The sequence below is a fragment of the Streptomyces sp. NPDC024555 genome, assembly GCF_055559335.1.
This window is the reverse complement of sequence record NZ_JBVHKV010000028.1, coordinates 15,293-36,104: the sequence shown is the minus strand read 5'-3', so window position 1 is coordinate 36,104 and position 20,812 is coordinate 15,293. Positions and strand designations below refer to the sequence as shown.

Annotated in this window: 17 protein-coding genes; 10 read left to right on the top strand and 7 right to left on the bottom strand. The window is 73.6% G+C overall.

Going from position 1 to position 20,812, the window contains the following annotated elements:
- Positions 1-5 precede the first annotated feature (5 nt).
- Positions 6-992, bottom strand: a complete 987-nt coding sequence (locus ACZ4FH_RS33650; protein ID WP_467309565.1) for an Acg family FMN-binding oxidoreductase — start codon at positions 990-992, stop codon at positions 6-8.
- Between the two features lie 336 nt (positions 993-1,328).
- Here ACZ4FH_RS33650 and ACZ4FH_RS33645 point away from each other — a divergent pair, with 336 nt between their 5' ends.
- Entirely contained in the window at positions 1,329-3,062 is a 1,734-nt protein-coding gene (locus ACZ4FH_RS33645; protein ID WP_467309564.1) for a sensor histidine kinase, read from the top strand.
- A 24-nt stretch (positions 3,063-3,086) separates the two neighbouring features.
- Here ACZ4FH_RS33645 and ACZ4FH_RS33640 read toward each other — a convergent pair whose 3' ends face one another.
- On the bottom strand, positions 3,087-3,779 hold the full coding sequence (locus ACZ4FH_RS33640; RefSeq protein ID WP_385113501.1) for a response regulator: 693 nt from the start codon (positions 3,777-3,779) through the stop codon (positions 3,087-3,089).
- A gap of 174 nt (positions 3,780-3,953) precedes the next feature.
- Here ACZ4FH_RS33640 and ACZ4FH_RS33635 point away from each other — a divergent pair, with 174 nt between their 5' ends.
- Positions 3,954-4,850 carry a universal stress protein gene (locus ACZ4FH_RS33635; protein ID WP_467309563.1) on the top strand — a complete coding sequence of 299 codons (897 nt, stop codon included), beginning with the start codon at positions 3,954-3,956 and terminating at the stop codon, positions 4,848-4,850.
- A 28-nt stretch (positions 4,851-4,878) separates the two neighbouring features.
- On the opposite strand, the gene ACZ4FH_RS33630 is transcribed toward ACZ4FH_RS33635, so the two are convergent.
- Positions 4,879-5,217 carry a hypothetical protein gene (locus ACZ4FH_RS33630; RefSeq protein WP_467309562.1) on the bottom strand — a complete coding sequence of 113 codons (339 nt, stop codon included), beginning with the start codon at positions 5,215-5,217 and terminating at the stop codon, positions 4,879-4,881.
- Positions 5,218-5,526: 309 nt separating this feature from the next.
- Between ACZ4FH_RS33630 and ACZ4FH_RS33625 the strand changes: the two genes are divergently transcribed.
- Positions 5,527-6,453, top strand: coding sequence for an RNA polymerase sigma-70 factor (locus ACZ4FH_RS33625; RefSeq protein ID WP_467309610.1), 927 nt, complete (start codon positions 5,527-5,529; stop codon positions 6,451-6,453).
- A 72-nt stretch (positions 6,454-6,525) separates the two neighbouring features.
- On the opposite strand, the gene ACZ4FH_RS33620 is transcribed toward ACZ4FH_RS33625, so the two are convergent.
- From ACZ4FH_RS33620 to ACZ4FH_RS33605, 4 genes are all read right to left on the bottom strand, one after another.
- Positions 6,526-6,921, bottom strand: a complete 396-nt coding sequence (locus tag ACZ4FH_RS33620) for a hypothetical protein (protein ID WP_383645368.1) — start codon at positions 6,919-6,921, stop codon at positions 6,526-6,528.
- A 75-nt stretch (positions 6,922-6,996) separates the two neighbouring features.
- Complete coding sequence (locus ACZ4FH_RS33615) at positions 6,997-8,133, bottom strand: helix-turn-helix domain-containing protein (protein WP_467309561.1); 1,137 nt, start codon at positions 8,131-8,133, stop codon at positions 6,997-6,999.
- A 63-nt stretch (positions 8,134-8,196) separates the two neighbouring features.
- Positions 8,197-9,468 carry an MFS transporter gene (locus ACZ4FH_RS33610; protein WP_467309560.1) on the bottom strand — a complete coding sequence of 424 codons (1,272 nt, stop codon included), beginning with the start codon at positions 9,466-9,468 and terminating at the stop codon, positions 8,197-8,199.
- Positions 9,469-9,739: 271 nt separating this feature from the next.
- Positions 9,740-10,819 (bottom strand): DUF5954 family protein, encoded by a 1,080-nt coding sequence (locus ACZ4FH_RS33605; RefSeq protein WP_467309559.1) that lies wholly within the window; start codon positions 10,817-10,819, stop codon positions 9,740-9,742.
- Positions 10,820-11,154: 335 nt separating this feature from the next.
- Between ACZ4FH_RS33605 and ACZ4FH_RS33600 the strand changes: the two genes are divergently transcribed.
- From ACZ4FH_RS33600 to ACZ4FH_RS33570, 7 genes are all read left to right on the top strand, one after another.
- Positions 11,155-12,129 (top strand): helix-turn-helix domain-containing protein, encoded by a 975-nt coding sequence (locus ACZ4FH_RS33600; protein WP_467309558.1) that lies wholly within the window; start codon positions 11,155-11,157, stop codon positions 12,127-12,129.
- Positions 12,130-12,422: 293 nt separating this feature from the next.
- Entirely contained in the window at positions 12,423-14,321 is a 1,899-nt protein-coding gene (locus ACZ4FH_RS33595) for a PhoX family protein (protein WP_467309557.1), read from the top strand.
- Positions 14,322-14,395: 74 nt separating this feature from the next.
- Complete coding sequence (locus ACZ4FH_RS33590; protein ID WP_467309556.1) at positions 14,396-16,225, top strand: peptidoglycan recognition protein family protein; 1,830 nt, start codon at positions 14,396-14,398, stop codon at positions 16,223-16,225.
- A gap of 217 nt (positions 16,226-16,442) precedes the next feature.
- The gene (locus ACZ4FH_RS33585) at positions 16,443-17,444 is read left to right on the top strand and encodes an NAD(P)H-dependent flavin oxidoreductase (RefSeq protein ID WP_467309555.1); all 1,002 of its coding nucleotides are present in this window, start codon (positions 16,443-16,445) and stop codon (positions 17,442-17,444) included.
- Positions 17,441-18,301, top strand: a complete 861-nt coding sequence (locus tag ACZ4FH_RS33580; protein ID WP_467309554.1) for an acyl-CoA thioesterase — start codon at positions 17,441-17,443, stop codon at positions 18,299-18,301. Before ACZ4FH_RS33585 ends, ACZ4FH_RS33580 begins: the two co-directional genes overlap by 4 nt.
- A 174-nt stretch (positions 18,302-18,475) precedes the next feature.
- The gene (locus ACZ4FH_RS33575; RefSeq protein WP_467309553.1) at positions 18,476-19,243 is read left to right on the top strand and encodes a crotonase/enoyl-CoA hydratase family protein; all 768 of its coding nucleotides are present in this window, start codon (positions 18,476-18,478) and stop codon (positions 19,241-19,243) included.
- Positions 19,240-20,487 (top strand): CaiB/BaiF CoA transferase family protein, encoded by a 1,248-nt coding sequence (locus ACZ4FH_RS33570; RefSeq protein WP_467309552.1) that lies wholly within the window; start codon positions 19,240-19,242, stop codon positions 20,485-20,487. The genes ACZ4FH_RS33575 and ACZ4FH_RS33570 overlap by 4 nt, the downstream gene beginning before the upstream one ends.
- The last annotated feature ends 325 nt before the right edge of the window (positions 20,488-20,812 follow it).

Genomic DNA, 20,812 nt, shown 5'->3' with positions numbered 1-20,812 from the left:
CGGGGTCATCGGAGGGTGAGGACCTCGCCGACCGGTCTGCGCGGGGTCGCGAACCCCGAGGGGCCGTAGCCGAGCCTGAGCAGCAGGTGGACGAAGCCCATGCCGGAGCCGGGGTCCCGTGCGAAGGACCGGAGTTCGGGCCATTCGAGCGGCTGCGACATCAGCGATGTGGCGAGTCCGTCCAGGGTGGCCCGCAGCAGCACGTGCTCCAGCGCCTGGCCGGCGCGCAGCCAGTCCACGGGCCTGTCCTTCACCGTGCCGAGCAGCGCGATCTGCGGATCCCTCTCGAACACCGCTTCGGCGCGGTTCCGCTCGGTGTGCAGGGGGTCGAAGTCCCGCGTCGGGGCGGTGACGCCGAACTGCCTCGGGCCGAACGCCTCCGCGGGGATCCCGTCCGTGCTCAGCCCGTCCCCGGCCCGGCCGGTGCGCGTCCAGGACGCGATCTCCTCACGCATCGAGGAACTGGCCGACTCGAAGAGTTCCGCGTCGTGGACCAGTTCCATGACGGTCTCCGTGTGCCACCTTCCCGGAACGGTGAGTACGCAGCCCTCCACATGAGCGGCGGCCGAGAGCCCGTCGAGTATCGCTGTGGGAATCCGCTCGTCCGAGAAGGGGGAGCGGCTGGTGTGCCGCCGGCGCAGGGCGGGGTACAGCGACGACAGTTCCGTCTCGGGGGATCCGGTCGGCCGGAGCGTGACATCGGCGAGGTGCCAGGAGTCCGAGGAGCGGGGGAGCAGCTCGGGGAGGGCGGTCCAGCCCCGGTGCGCGGCCGCGACGCGGAGGTTGAACAACGCGGCTCCGCACCCCAGGTGAAGTCCCCGGTGGTCCGGGTCGGCGACCGGCATGGTCCGGACGGGATCGCCGTACAGCGCGAGCACTCCCGTGCCGGAGGAGAAGACGAACTTCCAGGGCTGGGCGTTGTGCATCGAAGGCGCGGTCACCGCGTCCTCGACCAGCGCCGCCACCCACGCATCGGATTCCTTCGTCGCCATGGCGTGTCCTGTTCTCTCCACGTGAGCACCGGCTTCGCGGAATCGGGCCCGGGTCCCGGTCACCACGGCCCGCGGCCCTCGCGGGAGGAATGCCGCGCCCCGCCCGGAAACCCCTTCACTCCTCAGCTTCAGCCGGAGGCGGGGGACGCCGGAAGGGCCGAACGGTCCTGCACCCGGACCGGTCGGCCACCGGCGCGCGGGCGCACGCCCCGATGCCTTCCGCCACGAGGAGTAAGGAAAGGCCCGCCCGAGATGATCCGCCGGGCGGGCGGGCCTAGATTGGGAGCACGCGCGCGTGCGCGCTGTCCGGCCTCACCCTGTCGGCGGAGGTGGCCCATGGGCCGGGACGACCACGAGAACCCGGCGCCCGGAGTTCCCCGGCTGAGACTCGACGAGCTCCTGGAGGAGGTCCAGGCCCGCATCGACGAGGTGCGGGGGACCAGGGACCGTCTGAACGGGCTGCTCGAAGCCGTGATGTCCGTCGGCCGTGAGCTGGACCTGCCGCAGGTCCTGCGCGGGATCGTCGAGGCCGCTGTCACTCTGGTCGATGCCGAGTACGGGGCCCTGGGGGTGATCGGGAGCGACGACGACCTCGTCGAGTTCCTTCCCGTCGGCATCGGCGACGAGGTGCGCGAGCGGATCGGCGCCCTCCCCTCCGGGCACGGGATCCTCGGTGAGCTGATCCGGCACCCGGCCCCCCTGCGGCTGAGGGAGCTCTCGGAGCACCCGGCCTCGTACGGATTCCCGGACCATCACCCGCCCATGCACTCCTTCCTCGGCGTGCCCGTCCGGGTCCGGGACGAAGTCTTCGGGAACCTCTATCTCACGGAGAAGCGGGGGGCGCGGGACTTCGACGAGGACGACGAAGCCGTCGTCTCGACGCTGGCGGTCGCGGCGGGCATCGCCATCGAGAACGCCCGGCTGTACGAGGAGGGCCGCCGCCGGCAGCGGTGGCTCGCCGCGAGTTCCGACTTCACGAGCGCGCTCCTCTCCGGCGCGGCCGAGGCCGAGGTGCTGGAAGGGATGCTGGCGCGGGCCATGGACGTCGCCGGTGCCGATCTGGGGGCGTTCTACCTCGTCGGGCCGGACGGGGAGCTGACCGGATCCCTCGCGCTGGGCGAGGAGGCCGACGCGCATCGCGGCATCGTGCTGCCCAGCAGCGAGGGAACGCTTGCCGCCGCGGCGCTCGCGGCGGACGGGATGGTCACCGTCGACGACGTCGCGGACGATCCCCGGATCACGCGGCGGCCGGACCGGTGGGAGGGCTTCGGACCGGCGGTGGCCGTGACCGTCGGGACCGAGGAGAAGCTGAGCGGCGTCCTGGTGCTGGCCCGCAGCCGGGGCAGGACGGCGTTCACGGCCGTGGAGACCGCCGCGCTGCCGGGCTTCGCCGCACAGGCGGCCCTGGCCCTCGAACTCGCCGGGCGCCGCCGGGACGCGGAGCGGACGAGCCTTCTGGCGGACCGGGACCGGATCGCCCGTGACCTTCACGACCTGGCGATCCAGCGGCTGTTCGCGACGGGCATGACGTTGCGGAGCGTACGGCCCTTCATCGAACACCCCGAAGGCGTCGAGCGGCTGACCCGGGCCATCGACGACCTCGACGCCACCGTCAAGATCATCCGCACCACCATCTTCGGTCTCCGGGAGCACGGGACGGCCGGATCCGCTCCGAAGCTCAGGTCCCGGGTCCTGCGCGCGGTGGACGACGCCAGGCCCTCGCTCGCGTGCGTGCCCGCCCTGCGGATGGAGGGCCTGATCGACACGGAGGTGCCCGAGGAGGTGGCGGATCAGGTGATCGCGGTCATCGGGGAGGCCCTCAGCAACGTCGCCCGCCACGCGCGGGCGTCCCGGGTGGAGACGTCGGTCGTCGCGGACGCCGGACGGGTGGTCGTGACCGTGACCGACGACGGTGTCGGACTGCCGGAGGGAATCCGCCGGAGCGGTCTGCGGAACCTGGCCGAGCGGGCGGAGCGGCTGGGCGGGAGTCTGACCGTCCGCACCCGTCCGGCACCCCGGCGCGGCACCGAGCTGGTGTGGCGGGTCCCGCTCCCTCCGGCGGGCGGCTGAACGGTCCGCGGACCGGGGGACGCGTCACTTCTCCTGCTCCGCGTGCTCCCGTACCTCCGTGGCGATGACCGCCGCCTGCACACGGCGTTCCACCCCCAGTTTCCCGAGGAGCCGCGAGATGTGGTTCTTGACGGTCTTCTCGGACAGATACAGGCGTCCGGCGATCTCGCGGTTGGTGAGTCCCTCGCCGATCAGGTCGAGAACGGAGCGTTCCCGGTCGGACAGCGCGGAGAGCCTCCCGTCCTCCGGAGAAGCGTCCTCCCCGGGGCCCCGTACGGAGCGCAGGAGGCGCGCCGTCGTCGCGGGATCCAGCATCGACTGGCCCCGTGCGACGGTCCGCACGGCCGTCACCAGGTCAGAGCCGTTGATCTGCTTGAGGACGTACCCCGCCGCCCCCGCCATGATCGCGTCGAGCAGGGCGTCCTCGTCGTCGAAGGAGGTCAGCATCAGACAGGCCAGCCCCGGCATGCGCGAGCGCAGTTCCCGGCACACGGTGATGCCGTCCCCGTCGGGCAGCCGGACGTCGAGCACGGCGACGTCGGGCCGGAGGGCGGGCCCCCGGGCCAGTGCCTGCGCGGCCGTGGCGGCCTCGCCGACCACGTCCAGTCCGGGTTCGGCGCCGAGGAGGTCGCGGATGCCCCGGCGGACGACCTCGTGGTCGTCGAGCAGGAAGACGCGGACCGCCGCGTCGGCCCGGACGGACGGAGGATCGGACATGTGCGGCCCCAGCGGGAATCGGTCGGCTCTCGGCCCCTCCTCCCGGCATTGTCCCAGGGACGGGGCCGGCGCACCCGGCGACGACGGGGGCGCGGCCGGTCACCCTCTCACCGGACGGGATTCGGTGCGACGCTGGGAGACGACCCCGCTCGTACCGGAAAGGCGGTGGGGACCATGGATTCTCCCCTGGTGGTGGGCGTGGACGGGTCGGACACCGGCCTCACCGCGGTGGACTGGGCCGCGGACGAGGCGGCCCGGCACGGGTGGGCGCTGCGCATCGTCCACGCCTCGTTGTGGGAGCGGTACGAGGGTGTCGCGCCCGCCTGGACCGCCGACCGGCCGGTCGACCAGATCCTCGCGGAGAGCATCGTGGCAGCGGCCGAGGAGCGGGCCCTGCGCCGCCGGTCCGAACTCACCGTCACCACGGACGTGCTCGCCGAGGACGCGGTGGGAGGTCTGCTCGCCGAGGGGGAGCGGGCCGCCGCCCTGGTCGTCGGGTCCCGGGGAAGGAGCCGCGTCGCCGGTCTGCTGCTGGGGTCCGTGAGTCTCACCGTGGCCGCGCGCGCCTCCTGTCCCGTCATCGTCGTCCGAGGCGACCAGGAGGCACGGGAGACGCGCCATCACCGCGTGCTCCTGGGCATCGGCGGCGACGAGACGGACGCGCCCGCCGCGCGGTTCGCCTGGCGCGAGGCGGCGGTTCGGGACGCGGAGCTGGAGATGGTCCATGCCTGGCGCCGGCCGATGGGCGATCCGTCCGGGCATCCGCTCCTCGCCGACAGGACGACCACGTACGAGCGGAGCGCCGCGGTGCTTCTGGACCTGGCCGTGGAGGGGTCGGGGCCCGACCGTCCCGAGGTGCGTCTGCGGAGAAGCCCGGTGGAAGGACCCGCCCACCACGTGCTGGTCGAGCGCTCGGCCGCCGCGGACCTGCTGGTGATCGGCGCGCGGCGCAGGAGAGGGTTCGCCGGCCTGGAGATCGGCAGGGTGGCCCATCGGGCACTGCACCACGCGGCCTGTCCCGTCGCCGTCGTGCCCTGGCGCGCACCGGAGACGGCGGACGGAGACGCGTGAGCACTCCGCCCGTCCGCGCCACGATCCGCTACTTCCACACCACCGCCACCACCACCGCGGCGGCCGTGGCCGTGGCCACCGCGTAGAAGGCCCAGGCCGCTCTGGTGCGCATTCCGATCAGCGCGATGACGGCCACCAGGACGTCGAGGCCGAGTTTCACGCCCATCTTGGCGTGCGGTACGGGCAGATCGAGGTCGAGGCGGGTCCAGATGAGGCCTACCCCGGTGACCAGTTGCACGACCGCGCTGGTCACCATGTAGCCGCCGGTCACGGGGTCCTTGCCGCGCAGCTGGTAGAAGATGCCGCCCAGGATCGCGGCGAAGCCGAAGAGGTGGAAGACGAGGAAGACGTAGCGCAGGGTTTCCATGACGGGGTCCTTCTGTACGAGGTGACGTGGCGAACGGGGCGGTGCGGGGCGGCCGGTCAGCCGGTGACGGAGGCGCCGGCGGTGATCCACGGCGCGATGCTCATGCGCAACTCCTTGATCGAGGTCTTCTGGACCCGGGACGAGGCAGCGCGCGGTTCTGTGACATGGCGGAGCCGGAGAGGGAGGAGACGCGCGTCACACCGCGGCGCAGCGGGGGCACGACCCCCCTGGCTTCCGCGGAATCGCCGCAGCCCAGGGCGGGAAATGCCATGATCCGTCGAGGGGTTCGCACACATGGGGGAGCAAGGCGTGGACAAGGCCGAGGAGTTCGAGGACCTGAGACCTCTGCTGTTCTCGATCGCGTACCGGATGCTGGGCAGCGTCAGCGAGGCCGAGGACGCGGTGCAGGAGACCTGGCTGCGTTACGCCTTGTCGTCCGCGCGCCCGGATTCGGTCAAGGCGTTCCTCGCGACCACGGTGACCCGGATCTCGATCGACGTGCTGCGGTCCGCACGGGTGCGGCGCGAGGCGTACGTCGGGCCGTGGCTTCCGGAGCCCCTGCTCGACGATCCGTACGAGGACCCGGCGCGCGCGGCCGAGCTGACCGACTCGCTGTCGATGGCCGCCCTGCTCCTCCTGGAACGGCTCAGTCCGCTCGAACGCTCGGTGTTCGTGCTGCGCGAGGTCTTCGCCTTCGGCTTCGAGGACGTCGCCGCGGCGGTGGGCCGTTCACCGGCCGCCTGCCGCCAACTGCTCGTCCGGGCACGCCGGCACATGGACGAGGGCCGGCCCCGGTTCGACGTGGACCGGGAGAAGCGGGACGAGCTGGCGCGGCGGTTCTTCGACGCGATGGCGCAGGGGGACATGGACGGGCTGCGGACGCTGCTCTCCGACGATGTCCGGCTCGTCGGCGACGGGGGCGGCAAGGCGCCGCAACTGGCCAGGGCCGTCGCCGGCGCGGAGAAGGCCGCGCGCCTGCTGGCCGGCGCCCGTCCCGCGATCGCGCGGGTGGGCGTCACCTGCACCCCGCGGTCCGTCAACGGTCAGCCGGGGGCCCTGTTCCACGACGGCGACGGCAACGTGCTGAACGTGTTCGTCCTGGACGTACGGGACGGGCGGATCCACACGGTCCGCTCCGTCCTCAACCCGGACAAGCTGGCCCACCTGGGACCCGTGGCCGACGTCTGGGCGGTCCTCCGCGCGGTGCGGAGTGCTCGCCGGGCCCCGTCCGGGTGAGCCCGCCGGCGCGCCGTGGCCCCCGCCGCGCGCCGACGGGGGCCACGGGAGGCGGTCCGCCGGGTGCCCCGGTCACGACTGGTACTGCACCACGGCGTACCAGGTGTCCATCCAGTTGTTGCCCCGGGTGTACGCCTCCAGGTAGACGCGGCGGCCGCCCTGGTTCGCGTACACCCAGGTCGAGGAGGGGTCCCCGTTGGGCAGTGACGCCCAGCCGACGACCTCCTGGGCGTCGTCACAGGTCCGGAACCTGATGTCGACGGCCGGCCCGTCGGACTTCCTGATCTCGTACCAGCCGTCGGACGCGTACGCGCAGACCTCCGCGGCCAGCCGCCACTGGCCCATGACCACGACGGCGTCGTTCACATAGAAGGCGCTCGACGCGGCGGACGCCGGTGAGGGCGTGGCCAGCAGGGCCAGTGCGGCGACCGGTGCGGACAGCAGGGCGACTCTCGTGGACCGCTTCATGGTTCCCCCGTGGAAGTGGCGTGCCGGGACTGGGTTCCGGTTCTCCAATCTGCCCCGCCGGGACCGGCCGCGTCATCAGCAGTCCGTGCCGTGACCTTCCGCACCGAGCGCGGACCCGCGGTGCGCGGAGGCCCGGAACTCACTCGGCGGGACGCCGTGGACGCGCCGGAACGACCGGCTGAAGTCATGGGCGCCGAGGCCCCAGCGCGTGGCGATCTCCCCGATCGTGCGGTGGCGCAGACGCGGGTCGGCCAGGTCCGCGGCGCAGCGTTCCAGCCTGCGACGTCGAATGCGGGCGGCGACCGGCTCGGGCTCCTCGCGGAACAGGGTGTGGAGGGTACGCACCGACAGGTGGTGGTGGGCGGCGATGGCCGCCGGGGTGAGCCGGGGGTCGGCCAGATGGTGCTCGATGAAGGCCTTGACCTCGGCCAGCACGGCCGCCTGGCGGGTTTCGACGGGCAGCGCCTCCCGGATGTCGAGCTGATCGGCGATCGCCGCCGCGGCGAGGTCGAGCGCGAGGGAGCCGAGACGCGCCGCCTGCGCCGCGCCGCGTCCCCGCGCCGCCACCGGGAGCCGGGCGAGGTACGGACCGAGCAGGACGGCGGCGCCGGCGTCGGCGCGCAGCGGCACGGCCAGAAGGCGGTCCGCACGCCCGGAGGAGAGGGGGAGGAGCTTGCGGGGCAGCCTGAGGAGCGACAGCCGGGCCATCCCGGCATCGGGACCGGAATCGGCGTCGGAGCCGGTGCCGTCCACGGCATCCGCCTCTGCTGCCGTGCGGGTGCCGTCGAGGGCACCGGTCTCCTCCTCGGCGAGGAACGCGCAGGCCAGCGGGTGCGAGCTGGAGAAGACCGTCATGTCCCCGGCCCGCAGGAGACAGCTGCCGGACCCTTGTTCCAGAGGCATCCGCCCTTCCCGGAGCAGGACCAGGAAGTACTCCTCGCGGTCCTGGCGGCGGATCTGGGCGGCCGAGCGGGTGGCGGTCATGGGGGAGAAGTCGAAGGCGGCCACCTGGACGCCGGCCGTGCGGACCTCCTCCACCCGCCCCCGGAACGCGTCCGGACGAGGGCTGCGCGTGGACACGGGCATCACCTCGCGGCTGACCATCTCCGTCCACCACGTCCACCTGTCCGGCTCGGGCACGCAGGACGCGTCCACCCGCGCCACGGCCGGCTCCGGGCCGCCGTCCGGTCCCGCCGGGTCACTGAGTGGCATAGGGAGATGGTGCCCCGGCACGCGCCGCCGGAGAAGCCGACTTCCTGCCAGGTCACCGGTGGCTCAGGACGTCTCGTAACCCGCCGGTCTCTCGGTCCGGCTGGTGACACGGGCGTGGCGGACGAGCACGGGGAGCCAGAGGAGGCAGGCCAGGACGGGGACGGCGGCGTAGGCGGCCATGCCCGCGCCGGAGCCGAGTCCGTCCATGAGCGCGCCGACGACGAGATAGCCGATGCCGATGAGGATCGACTCGACGAAGGTGATCATCGAGAGCAGTCCGGCGCGGTGGCGCGAGGGGACGGCCTCGTTGAAGACGTTGTCCACGAGCACGGCAGCGATCTCGGGGACGCCGACCAGGAGCAGGAACGCGGCGACGGTGACCCCGACGAGGCCGAGGCCGCTGAGAGCGAGGGCGGCGGCGAGCGTCAGGAGGGCGACCGGCACGATGATCCGGTACCCGATGCGCCGGCCCGCGCGGTCGGAGAGGAGCGGGGTGATTCCGCCGACGAGGAATCCCGCCGCCACGACCACGCTGACGAGCGCGGTGCCGGCCCCCTGATCGGCGAGGGTCTTCTGGGTGAAGATGATGTACGGGGTGAGCGTCGCGTGCATCAGCCCGGACACCACGACCAGCGTCACGAGCGCGGGTGTGGCGACGCGGAGCATCGCACGCCATGCGGTGACGTCGCTGTGCTTCTCCTCGCCCGGGTCCTGCTCGTCCACCGCGTCCACGCCCCGGATCTCGGGCACCCGGGAGACCAGCACCACCACGGCGAGGATCAGGCACACCGCCGAGCCGGCGTAGACGAATCCCCAGGAGAGCCGCTGCAACTGGCCGCCGAAGACGATGGCGGCCCCGGAGGTCACCGTCCCGAGCATCGTGAACCGCGACCTGATCCTGACGTAACCGGCCGTCGCGCCCCGGCGTACGAGCAGGTCGTAGAGGAGCGCGGTGTCCGAGCCGGACACACAGGCCATGCCCACGCCGTGTGCCACGAACAGCACCACGAACATCCAGTACGGCGTGAACGCCACCTGGCCGAGGAGGCAGCCGGCGATCAGCAACTGGCCGATCACCATGCCGGCGCGTCTGCCGATCCGGTCGGCGATCACCCCGGTGGGCAGCTCCGCGAGCCCGCTGACCAGGTAGAGCAGGGTCTGGAGCAGGGCCACCTGCCCGGCGGAGAAGCCGCGCTGCTGGAGGAAGAGGACGAAGACGCCGCGCTGGAACAACGTGTTGGCGAGCACGGCGTACACATAGAACGGGCGGGTGACGCTCCGCGCGTCGGGCTCGGCCGGGACCGGTCCGCTCAGCGCCTCGGTGGTGCCGGTCATGCTGGGTGCCCCCTGGCGACTCGGGTGATCTCGGGTGCGGGTCCCGTGCCCGCGCCGGTGGCCCGGCGGGGAGCACGGGCTTCCGCCGGGCCCGGAGCGCTGGTCGGACGCTCCAGATCTCCTTCATCGCGGCGACGTCCCCCTTCGCGCCCCGCGTGATTGCGTAGATGCTACCGAAGCACCCGAACAGAGGTTCCCCCTTCCGGCAGTCCTTGAACGGCCGGCTCCGCTTCCCGGCCGGTACGGGAGCGGGGCCGGCGCGCGGGCGGGCCTACTCGGACTCGGGCTGGATGACGCCGTTCTCGTCGAGCGGCGGGTGCATCACCATCGGGGTCTGGGTGTTGACGTCGGAGGGACGGGGGCCCTCGGGGCCCTCCGGTCCCCAGCGCAGGAGTCGCCGGGAGCGGACGATCCGGTACGTGGTGCCGTGGGCCTCGACCTCGTTGAGGCGGCCCGCGCGCAGCCGGTCGGCGGCCTCGGTGAACTCGGCCAGCCGGTCCGCCACGGGACCGGTGCCCTCGGCGATCACGCTGTAGGCGTCGACGTTGCCCGGTGCGTCGAAGGGGATCAGGCCGAGCAGGCGCGGCTCCATCCAGGTCAGCCCGTTGTAGAGGGTGCTCCGGGCGGCATGGGCGGTGGTGTGGAGGCTGCCGCCCGGCCGCCAGTTCTTCTTCCCCGACCGTTCGACGACGAGGAACGAGGCGGGCAGCAGCAGCACGTCCGGGTGGCTCTCCACGGCCCGCGCCGAATCGCCGCGCACGGCCGCCGGAAAGCGGGACCCGGTGTAGGAGAGGGAACGCATCGCCAGCCGCTCCGCCGCCTGGAGCGGGGAGATCGGCGCGTCCATGTCCAGGACGAGATCCAGGTCGAGCGGGTCGCTGATGCCGGGCTCCCAGCCGCCGTCGAGGGGATCGGGGTCGGTCGGGCGGGGCAGCTCGATGTTGCCCTGCGCGTCCATGCCCGCGTACTCCTCGGCCCGGACCACCCGGAAGCGGGTGCCGAGCACGGTCAGCTCGTTCACGTACTCCCGCTCCAGGCGGGAGACGGCCGCCAGCAGCGCGCGCCGCTCGGCCATGTCCTTCGCGTCGTCCTTCGCGCGGAACCACAACAGCGAGTTGAGGCCGTCGCGGGCCTGCTGCGGACAGCCGTGGATGATCGGGACGGCGACCCGCCACCGCGCCCCGTCCTCCTCGCACTGGGTCGCGATGCCGAACAAGGGGCCGCGTACGGCCAGGGATTCGTGCCGGACCGCGGCGTCCAGGGCATCCGCCTCCCGCGCGGCCTCCACCGGCTCCACCGGGATCCGCACCACGACCGGCCGGCCGAGCGGCCCTTCGCTGTCATTGCTCATGGGCCCATCCTGGCGTCAACTGCACTTCTCTATCCCGGTTTCGGCGGATCCGCTCCCCGGAAGGGGACCGCTCCCGGTGTCCCTCCGAGGGCCGGTCCCGTCCCTGGGACGCGTCCCGGCCCCTCGCGGGGGGCGGCGGGGGCGGGCGACGCGCCACAGGGGAAACCCCTTGACAGGAGCGGTCCGTTCCGGGGCCGCGGACCTGCGCGCCCGTACGGGTTCCGGCCCTCGTCGGTCCGGTTCGGGACCGTCACTTCCGCCGCATATTCTGTCTCTCGCGCCACTCGACTTGGGGAACTCGGGTGGCGGGCACAGGACTGAGGGGGGGCTCTTCCATGTCGAACCAGAAGAAGGCCGCCGACGCCGCCGCGTCGGCGCACGCACGGCTCAGCGCGGAGATGCGGCGCATCAAGGAGGTGTCGCAGCTCAGCTTCGGCGGGCTCGCCGACCGGACGCACTACAGCCGTTCGTCGTGGGAACGCTTCCTGAACGGGAAGCAGTTGCCGACCACCGTCGCCGTCGAGCAGCTCGCGGCCGTGGCCGGGACGGATCCCGGACCGCTGCTCGCCCTGCTGGCCGAGGCGGCCGCCGCCCCGGCGGGCGGTGCCGCACCGGTCCCGGCCGCCACCTCGGGGGAGGAGACCGGCACCACGCGGCCCAAGGTCTCCAGGGCCGTGACGGAGGTGAAGGCCGTGCGGGCGGCGCCCGGGGAAGCGAGCGCCCCGCCGGAGGGCGACGACACCGGCCCGCGTGCGCGGTCCACCTGGCGGCGCCGGTCCGCCGTGATCGGGTACATCGCGGCCGGAGCGCTCATGGGCTCCGTCGCGACCGGTGTGGTCCTGCCCCTGGTCACCGACGCGGAGCACGGCGCGGACACCTCGGCGAGCGGAACGCGCGGCACCGGCAAGGGCGGTGAGGACACCGATCTCGTCCCCGGGGCCGGGGACATCCAGGTCAAGTGCTCGTCCGACACCTGCATCCGCAACGATCCGCAGGCCATGGAGTGCCAGTGGGACGCGGAGACGGTCAAGAGCACCTTCCTGCGCGGCATGCACATCCAACTCCGTTACAGCGCCGCCTGCCAGGCGGTCTGGGGACGGATCGAGGGCGGTGCCGTCGGTGACAAGGTGACCATCCGGGACGCCGGGGGCCATGAACTCGAAGCCCTCATCCGCTTCGAGCACGACTCGTACACCAAGATGCTGGCGGTGTCCCCGGAGGCTCCGCTCGCCGCCATGAGCGTGTGCGGAGTGATCCCCAAGGAGAAGCAGCGGCAGTGCGCCCCGGAGGGCGCCGTCCAACTGCCCTGATCCCGCACCGCATCCAGCCGGGGCCGGCGCCCTCCCCGGGGGCGCCGGCCCCGGCGTTTCCGCACGTCCCACGGCCGGCCGGGACGCGGGGAGGCGTCCCTGGGACGGCGGACCGGCGGGATCGCGCCGCGGCTGACCTACATTCGGGTCCCGCACCCCAACACCTCGGACCTCCCGTCCGGAACGGACCGGTCCGCGTGCCCGGCACCCTCCGGGCGGCAGGTCCTGCCGGGGTGCGGCTCCCCATTCCTTCACACGCCGCCGTGCCGTGCACGGCGGCACCAAGGAGACACATGTCGGACGACAGCCGCCGGGCCGCACCGGCCGCCCCCTCCGGTTCCCGGGACTTCCAGGACCTGGTGACGGCCCGGATGAGCCGCCGGAACCTGCTGGTGACCGGTGCCCTCGTCGCCACCCAGTTCGCGCTCTCCACCGGGGGGACGGCCTTCGCCCGCTCCGGGACGGGGACGGCCGGGCCGGGCTTCGTCCCCGTGCCCGTGAACTCGGCCGACCGCGTCACCGTGCCCGCCGGTCACCGGGTCCAGGTCCTCGCCCCGTGGGGTGCCCCGCTCTCCGCGCGCGGCGGCCCCGCCTGGCGGCGCGACGGCACGAACACCGCCGCCGAACAGGCCGCCCAGATCGGGTCCCACCACAGCGGACTGTCCTTCCTCCCGTCCGGCCGGGGCGCCGGTGCCGGGCGGCGCGGCACGCTCCTGATCAACCACGAGTCGGTGGACCCCGTCCTCACGTACGCGGGCGGCCGGGCCGGGGACCGTACGGTGACCGCCGAGCAGGTCGCGAAGGGCCTCGCCGCGCAGGGCGTCACCGCGCTGCGGATCCGCCGGCGCGCCGACGGCAGCTGGGCCCCGGTGGCCGGCGCCCGGGTCACCGGCACCACCCCCGTGGACTTCTCCGGTCCGCTGACCTCCGCGCACCCGGCCCTGCGCACCGGCGAGGCCCCCGTCGGCACGCTCAGCAACTCCGGGCACGGGACGACCCCCTGGGGATCGTTCCTCTCCTGCGAGGAGAACGCCAACGGCTGGTTCGGCACCGACGACCCGTCCTGGCGGCCCACCGCGACCCAGCGCCGCTACGGGCTGAGCGCCCTCGGCCACGGTCACCGCTGGCACACCGCCTCACCCCGCTTCGACCTCGCCGCGACCCCCAACGAACCGCACCGCTACGGCTGGATCGTCGAGGTGGACCCCGCCGACCCCGCCGGCACCACCCCGGTCAAGCGGACCGCGCTGGGCCGCTTCAACCACTCCTCGGCGGCGGCCGGCGAGACCCGCGACGGACGCGTCGTCGTCTACAGCGGCGACGACCAGGACGGCGGCCACCTCTACAAGTTCGTCGGCGACCGCCCCTGGAAGAGCGTGCGGTCCCGGGGCGGCAGCCCGTTGGACCACGGCGTCCTGCACGTCGCCCGCTTCCACGAGGACGGTACGGGGGAGTGGCTGCCGCTCGTCCACGGCCGGGCGGCGCTCACCACCGCGCTCGGCTGGAAGGACCAGGCCGACGTGGTCCTGCGGGCCCGGGAGGCCGCCGACGCGCTCGGTGCCACCCGCATGGACCGGCCGCAGCAGATCGCCGTCAGCCCGGTCGACGGTGCCGTCCACTGCGCCCTCGCCAACAGCACGGGCGGTCATGGCCGCACGGTGGGCCCCCGCGATGCCAACCCGTACGGCCACGTCGTGCGCTGGCAGGAGGAGACCGGCACCGGAACCGGCTTCCACTGGGACGTCTTCCTGCTCGGCGGCGAACCGGCGCCCGACGCCGGGGCCGGGGACGACGGACGGTTCGCGGCCCCGAAGGGGCTGGCCTTCGGCAGCGCGGGACAGCTCTGGATCGGCACCGGCATCTCCGCCGACGCGCTGAACCGCGCGGAGCGCGGCCACGCCGCCCTGGGCAACAACGCCCTCCTGGCCGCCGACCCCCGTACCGGACGGGTCAGCCGCTTCCTCACCGCGCCGCGCGGCGCCGAGGTCACCGGGGTGAGCAGCACCCCCGACGGACGCACCCTCTTCGTCAACATCCAGCACCCGGGCGCGGCGACCGCCGCGTGGGGCGCCCCCACCGCCGCGGACCCGGGGGCGGTCAGCGACTGGCCGGACCGCGCCCGCGCCGGCCGGCCCCGCTCGGCCACGATCGCCGTCCGCCGCGACGACGGGGGCGTGATCGGCGCGGTCTGAGACCGTACGCCGCTTCCCGTCCGCCCCCGTCAGCCCCGCCCACACGCCGAACCCGTACGGAGAGAACCAGTCCCATGGTCACCATCGTCAGCCGCGAGGAATGGGGCGCCAAGCCCCGCAAGAAGCCCGAGACGGATTCCTTCTCCCCCTGGCTGGGAGGAACGATCATCCACCATCTGGGTCCGGGCAAGCAGGCCCAGAGCCACCACGACGACTGCTACGCGCACATGCGGGACATCCAGAACGAGCACATGTACCCGCCGTTCTGGTCCAACGACGACGTGTACGACGACATCGCGTACAGCTATCTCGTCTGCAACCACGGCATCGCCTTCGAGGGCCGGGGCAGCCGGGTCCGGTCGGCCGCCAACGGGACGGAGACGCCCGGCGCCAACCAGAACTACTTCGCCATCTGCGGGATGATGGGGCTGGAGGACGACGTCCACGGCGAGATGATCAGCACCATCCGCGACATGGTCGCCTGGCTGCGGGCGAACGGGCAGGCCGGCTACCAGGTCCTGGGCCACAAGGACGTCTTCAACACGGAATGCCCCGGGAAGCTCTACCCGTACGTCCAGAGCGGAACGTTCTACGCGCCCCCGCCGGGTGGTGGCGGCGACTCCGAGAATCCGGTGCCGCCCAAGCCGGGCCAGCCGCTGTTCTTCTACGACCGCAGCCAGTGGGGCGCCCGGCCGCCGAAGGAGGTCACCCGGGTCGACCCGTCGAGCCGCACCGGCTTCACCGTGCACTACTCGGCGGGGCCCACCTCCCAGACGGTCCGTCAGATCCAGAACTACCACATGGACTCCAACGGCTGGTCGGACATCGGCTACAACTTCCTCGTCGACCACGACGGCCGGATCTTCGAGGGGCGCGGCTGGGACGTCGTCGGGGCGCACGCCACCGGGCACAACACGACCCACATCGGCGCCTGCTTCATCGGGTACGACGGGGACGCCACCCCGCGCGCCCTCTCGGCGCTGCGCGCCCTGTACCTGGAGGCCAACCGCCGGACCGGCCGCACCCTGGAGAAGACCTGGCACAGCGGGCTCTCGGGTCAGTCGACCCAGTGCCCGGGTTCGGCGCTGCGGGCCTGGGTCCAGGGCGGGATGGACGCGGCGCTCATCCCGGTGCAGGGCGGTGTCGGCGGATCGAGCGGGGGCAGCGCGGGCGGCGGTGGTGGCGGCGGGATGACGTCCGTGCGCTCGGTGGCCGCGCAGCAGATGGCGGTCAACGGGATGGGGTACAGCCCGGCGCTCGACGTGGACGGTGAGTGGGGTCCGCTGACGGACGCGGGTGTGCGCTGGCTCCAGGGGCGTGTGGGGGTGGCGGCCGACGGGCTCTGGGGGCCGGCCACCGAGGCCGCGTACGCCTCGGGCGTCGGCGGCTCCGGCGGGACCGGCGGGATGACCTCGGTGCGGTCGATCGCCGCTCAGCAGCGCGCGGTCAACGGGATGGGGTACAGCCCGGCGCTCGATGTCGACGGTGAATGGGGTCCGCTGACGGATGCCGGGGTGCGCTGGCTCCAGCGGCAGGTCGGCGCGGACGCCGACGGACTGTGGGGACCGGCCACCGAGGCCGCGTACAACGGTGGTCTCGACAACGGTGCCGGGCTCGTCGTCGACGGGGACTTCGGACCCTCGACGATCCGGGCCACCCAGCGCGTCATCGGCGTGACCGTCGACGGCGAGTGGGGTCCGGATTCCGTCCGGGGCCTCCAGCGCCACCTCAACACCTGGAGCGGTGCCGGACTGGTGGTCGACGGCGACGCGGGCCCCTCGACGTACAAGGCCCTCCAGACGCACCTCAACCGGATGACCGGTGCCGGTCTCGCGGTGGACGGTCTCTGGGGCCCCGGGACCATCAGGGCGTTGCAGACAGCCCTGAACCGGGGGAAGTTCTAGCCCCGGAGGCCGTCGCCGTACGGGCCCCACCCCCCGAGCACCCCGTCGGCCGGCGCGAAGAGACGCGCCGGCCGACGGGGCCCACGTGTTTCCGGCCGGACCCCGGCGGCCCCTCGCCCGTCCGTGCGCAGCGTGCCGAGGCCGTGGGGCACACCCCTCGTTGACACCCGCCCGACGGACTGCGACAGTGCATTTGTCGAACGATCGTTTAGTAGGAGTGTGCCTCTTGCTCAGCACCAGATTCACCCGTGAGTTCGGGATCGAGCACCCCATCGTCCAGGGCGGCATGCAGTGGGTCGGCCGTGCGCCGCTGGTCGCCGCCGTCGCCAATGCCGGAGCGCTCGGCTTCATCACCGCGCTGACCCAGCCCACCCCCGACGCGCTGCGGGACGAGATCGCGCGGTGCAGGGAGCTGACGGACAAGCCGTTCGGGGTGAACCTGACGATCCTGCCGTCGATCACACCGCCCCCGTACGCCGAGTACCGGCAGGCCGTCATCGACTCCGGCGTGCCGTTCGTGGAGACCGCGGGGGCGAACCCGGTGGACCACCTGGAGCACTTCCACGCGCACGGGATCAAGGTCATCCACAAGTGCACCAGCGTGCGCCACGCGCTGAAGGCGCAGGAGATCGGGGTCGACGCCGTCAGCATCGACGGCTTCGAGTGCGCCGGGCATCCGGGGGAGGACGACATCCCCGGCCTGGTCCTGATCCCGTCCGCCGCCGACGCCCTGAGCATCCCGGTCCTGGCCTCCGGCGGGTTCGCCGACGGCCGAGGGCTGGTCGCCGCCCTGGCGCTCGGCGCCGACGGGATCAACATGGGCACCCGCTTCATGGCCACCGCCGAGTCCGGCATCCACTCCCGCGTCAAGGACCGGCTGGTGGAGGCGGGCGAGAACGACACCCGGCTGATCTTCCGGCAGTTGCGCAACACCGCGCGCGTCGCGGACAACGCGGTGAGCCGCGAGGTCGTGCGGATGCTGAACGAGGGCGCCGCGTTCCCCGACATCCGGCACCTCGTGGCCGGGGCCCGGGGCGCGCAGGTCTACGAGACCGGCGATCTGGACCACGGCATCTGGACCGCCGGCATGGTGCAGGGCCTCATCCACGACATCCCGACCTGCGCCGAGCTGGTCGGCAGGATCGTCCGGGACGCCGCCGGGATCATCGAGGGCCGGCTCACCGCCTCGGTGACCGGGGTCCCCGCGACCGCGTCATGACCACGGCACGGCCCATCCCGTCCCTGCTCTCCCGGCCCGGGGGCGGGGCTCCTCCGGAGGGGGTCCGCCTGACGGACCTCCTCGCTCTGGAACAGGTCGACGACGACCTGTTCCAGACCACGGCCACGCTCGACGAGCCCTTCTCCCTCTACGGGGGACAGGTCGCCGCGCAGGCCCTGACGGCGGCCGGCCGCACCGTCGCCGCCGACCGCCCGCCGCACTCCCTCCACGGCTACTTCCTGCGCGCGGGCGACGCCGGCCGGCCCACCGCCTTCCGGGTCCACCGGGAGCGCGACGGCCGCTCGTACTCGGCGCGCCGCGTGGTGGCCACGCAGGACGGCGAGACCGTCTTCACCCTGTCGGCCTCGTTCCACACCGGCGAGGACGGCAGGGACCTCACCTTCTCCCCGGCCCCGGACACGGCTCCCGCCGACGGGCTGCCCGCCGTGCGGCTGCCCCGTCTGGTCTCCGTGGAGGCGCGCGAGCCCGTACAGCCGTACCCGGACTCCGTGTGGCCCACCCGCTTCTGGGCGCGGTGCACCGCGCCGCTCGGCGACGACCCCCTCGTCCACGCGGCCGCCCTCACCTACCTCTCCGACGTCCTGAGCGGACTGGCTCCGTTCAGGGACGCGGACGGGACGCCCATGAGCAGCCTGGACCACGCGGTGTGGTTCCACCGCCCGGCCCGGATGGACGCGTGGACGCTCCTCGACCTCGTCCCGCGCACGGTCGCGTCCGGCCGGGGCTGGTACACGGGCACCCTCACCGCCGCCGACGGCAGCCTGTGCGCGAGCCTGACCCAGGAGCAGTTGTTCCGCAGGCGCCGCCCCGATCGCGGCGCGCCCGGCACTGCCTGACCCTGCCCGTCCGGTGCCGCCCCGTCGGCCCGGTGCGCCGTCGCTCACACCGGGTGGACACGCGGGGCCGTGGCCTCGTAACTTAACGAATGTTCGAAAGGGGGTGCGGTGCGGCGGCGCCGACCCGCCCCACCGCATCCCGCACCGGATCACCGACCGCCCCAGGGGGCCCGCATGACCGACGCCGTACTCGCCGAACACCGCCCCGACGGCATCACCGTCATCACGATCAACCGGCCCGAGGCGCGCAACGCCGTGAACAAGGCGGTCGCCGAGGGCGTCGCCGCCGCGCTCGACGCACTGGACCGCCGTGACGACCAGGTCGTCGGCGTCCTCACCGGCGCGGGCGGCACCTTCTGCTCGGGCATGGACCTCAAGGCGTTCCTCGCGGGGGAGCGGCCGGTCGTGGAGGGGCGCGGACTGTGCGGGATGACCGAGGCACCGCCGCGCAAGCCGATGATCGCGGCCGTCGAGGGGTACGCCCTGGCCGGTGGCTGCGAGATCGTCCTCGCCTGCGATCTGGTCGTCGCCGCCGAGGACGCGCGCTTCGGCATCCCCGAGGTCAAGCGCGGCCTCGTCGCCCGAGCGGGCGGACTGCTGCGGCTGCCGCAGCGCATCCCGTACCAGATCGCCATGGAGATCGCCCTGACCGGCGGCTTCCTGGAGGCCAACCAGGCCTACTCCTTCGGCCTGGTCAACCGGATCACCGAGCGGGGCGGCGCGCTCGACGGCGCCCTCGGGCTCGCCGGGGAGATCGCGGCGAACGGGCCGCTGGCCGTCCGCGTCACCAAGGAGATCATCGCGGGGCAGGCCGAAGGACCCGTCACCGACGGCTGGGCCCGCATGCTGGAGCTCTCCGCCCCGGTCTTCACCTCCGAGGACGCCGAGGAGGGCCCCCGCGCCTTCGCCGAGAAGCGCGCGCCCCGCTGGACCGGACGATGAGCGCGACCGGGGTCCCGGGCCACGGACCGGGCCGGGCGTCCGGCCCCGGACACGGCCGGCGGACGGAGGCCGGGGCGCACCGGGACGACGCGCGCACCGGGCACGGGCCCCTCGCCGGGATCCGGATCGTCGAACTCGGGGGCATCGGGCCCGCGCCGTTCGCCGGGATGGTGCTCGCGGACCTCGGTGCCGAGGTGATCCGCGTCGACCGGCCCGCCGAGGCCGGAACCGCCACCCGGCACCCGGTGCTGCACCGGGGCCGCCGCTCCGTCACCGTCGACCTGAAGCGGCCCGGGGGCGCCGCGCTGGTCCGCCGGCTGATCGCCTCGGCCGACGCCGTCATCGAGGGCTTCCGGCCCGGCGTCGCCGAACGGCTCGGACTGGGCCCGGAGGACTGCGCGGAGGGACACGACGCGCTGGTCTACGGACGGATGACGGGCTGGGGGCAGGACGGGCCGCTGGCCCAGGAGCCCGGCCACGACATCAACTACATCGCGCTCACCGGCGCCCTGCACGCCATCGCCCCGGCGGGCGGCGATCCCGTCGTGCCCGTCAACCTCGTCGGCGACTTCGGGGGCGGCGGCATGCTGCTGGCCCTCGGCGTGGTCAGCGCCCTGCTCCGGGCCGGGGCGACGGGATGCGGCCAGGTCGTGGACGCCGCCATGACCGACGGCTCGGCACTCCTCCTCGCCATGACGTACGGCTTCCTGGCCCGTGGCGCCTGGGAGGACCGGCCCGGCGTCAACCTCCTCGACGGCGGGGCCCCGTTCTACGGCGTCTACCGCTGCGCCGACGACCGGCACGTGGCCCTGGGCGCCATCGAACCGCCCTTCTACGCCGCCCTGCTGGACGTCCTCGGACTCACCGGCGACCCCGCCTTCGCCCGGCAGCACGACCGCACCGCCTGGCCCGCCATGAAGGCACGGCTGACCGCGGTCTTCGCGACCCGCGAACGGGACGCCTGGGCCGAGGAGTTCGACGGCAGGGGCGCCTGCGTCACCCCGGTCCTCTCGCTGACGGAGGCCGCCCGGCACCCGCACAACGTGGCCCGGGGAACCTACCGGCGCGGTGCCCTCGACGCACCCGAACCCGCCGTGGCCCCGCGCTTCTCCGGCACGCCCGCAGCGGAGCCCGCCGACGCCCCCGTCATCGGCGCCGACACCGTTGAGGTCCTGGCCGCCCTCGGTGTGACGGACGAAGCGCTGACGGAACTGCGCCGCGACGGCGTGGTCGGCAGCGTCTGACGGACAGCCACCCGTGGACGCACGCCCCGTCCGGATGCCGCGGTGTCGTCCGCGGTGCCCGGCCGGCCGCCGCCCCGCACGACACCCCGACACGTACGCCCCGTACGTACGGCCCACGCGCGGGCGGGCACCGACCGCGCCACGAGGAAGGACGACACGGCCCATGGACCCACGAAGCAGAGCGCGGCACTCCGCCGGACGGGCGGCCGCCCGGGAAGAGCCGAGGCCGCGGCGTCGCACCCGGTGCGCCGTCGTGCCCCTCCCGGTCTCCCCGTTCCGGCCTGTCCGCGGTCCCGCCGAGCCGGACCGGGGCGCGGTGTGCCGG